The sequence below is a fragment of the Micromonospora arborensis genome, from assembly GCF_003205615.1.
Lineage (GTDB): Bacteria > Actinomycetota > Actinomycetes > Mycobacteriales > Micromonosporaceae > Micromonospora > Micromonospora arborensis.
This window is the reverse complement of record NZ_PYBV01000064.1, coordinates 1-444: the sequence shown is the minus strand read 5'-3', so window position 1 is coordinate 444 and position 444 is coordinate 1. Positions and strand designations below refer to the sequence as shown.

General features: G+C 64.9%; 1 protein-coding gene. It reads right to left on the bottom strand.

Features of this window, described 5'->3' with window-relative positions; translation table 11 throughout:
* Window positions 1-192: hypothetical protein (locus C7C45_RS34315; RefSeq protein WP_167454910.1), on the bottom strand; the 192-nt coding region annotated here is incomplete at its 3' end.
* Window positions 193-444: the final 252 nt, after the last annotated feature.

Sequence of the window (444 nt, the reverse complement as noted above, 5' to 3'; positions counted from 1 at the left end):
CATCGAGTCGTTCCACGGCTGGTTTCCGGACTTGATATAGGTACCCGCCAGGGTCAAACTGAGCCAGCCCGGCCGGGTGAACCGCCGACTGTCCATGTCACCGGCGCCGAGCACGTCGATGAGACCCTGCTCCCAGGCCGGCAGACCCATCGGGTCGGTGCCGGGCAGCGTATTGGGATTCGGCTGGGTCATCGGAGTTCTCCACTGAATGCAGAGTCGAGTGGATTCACGCCAGTTCTGACCTGGGCACCCTGGTTACGAATTTTCATGCTCAAGTCCTTCTAGCTTTGCCGGTTGTTCTGCCGGCCGGTTTCCCGGGCCGGGCCGTACGGGGACGCGGGCGTGCCGGGGCCGCTCGGCGACCCGGCAGTACGCTCCCCCACCGAGTCCGGGACCTCATCACGGCCAATGACCCCTGGCATGACGTTCGGATCCGTACCCCAC